The sequence below is a fragment of the Acinetobacter sp. B51(2017) genome (assembly GCF_003711395.1).
Classification (GTDB): domain Bacteria; phylum Pseudomonadota; class Gammaproteobacteria; order Pseudomonadales; family Moraxellaceae; genus Acinetobacter.
This window is the reverse complement of record NZ_PJRJ01000108.1, coordinates 1-280: the sequence shown is the minus strand read 5'-3', so window position 1 is coordinate 280 and position 280 is coordinate 1. Positions and strand designations below refer to the sequence as shown.

2 protein-coding genes are annotated in these 280 nt (G+C 41.1%); both read right to left on the bottom strand.

The features are described from left to right. Positions 1 to 30: 30 nt before the first annotated feature. Complete coding sequence (locus CYK47_RS15815; protein WP_286206929.1) at positions 31 to 162, bottom strand: hypothetical protein; 132 nt, start codon at positions 160 to 162, stop codon at positions 31 to 33. A gap of 23 nt (positions 163 to 185) precedes the next feature. Beyond that, positions 186 to 280, bottom strand: a 95-nt coding sequence (locus CYK47_RS15365) for a transposase domain-containing protein (protein WP_164709245.1), incomplete at its 5' end; no start/stop codon positions are given.

Here is a 280-nt window from a genome sequence, read left to right as displayed (position 1 = left end):
ACTTTGAAAGTATGTGCTTTCTTCTTGCCACTATAGCTTTTCTTCTGTTTTTTTAGGTCTTTGTATTGGAATTTCTGTGGCATCTACGATCACCACATTCCAGTCGATCCCTTTGCCTTCAGGCAAACTCTTCGGTAAATTAAATAGATTGGACGTAAGCATCCGCTGAACCCCATACCTATTTTTTAATTTTGGTCGGGTTGCCACCGGTGTGGCAGTAATTCTTCAATTTGGGTCACTTTGTGTGTCGGTAGCCTTTTCAGCACATCACTTAAATAGG

Coding starts and splice junctions, on each gene's coding strand:
- CYK47_RS15815 (WP_286206929.1), bottom strand. CDS start 162: ATGCTTACGTCCAATCTATTTAATTTACCGAAGAGTTTGCCTGAAGGC.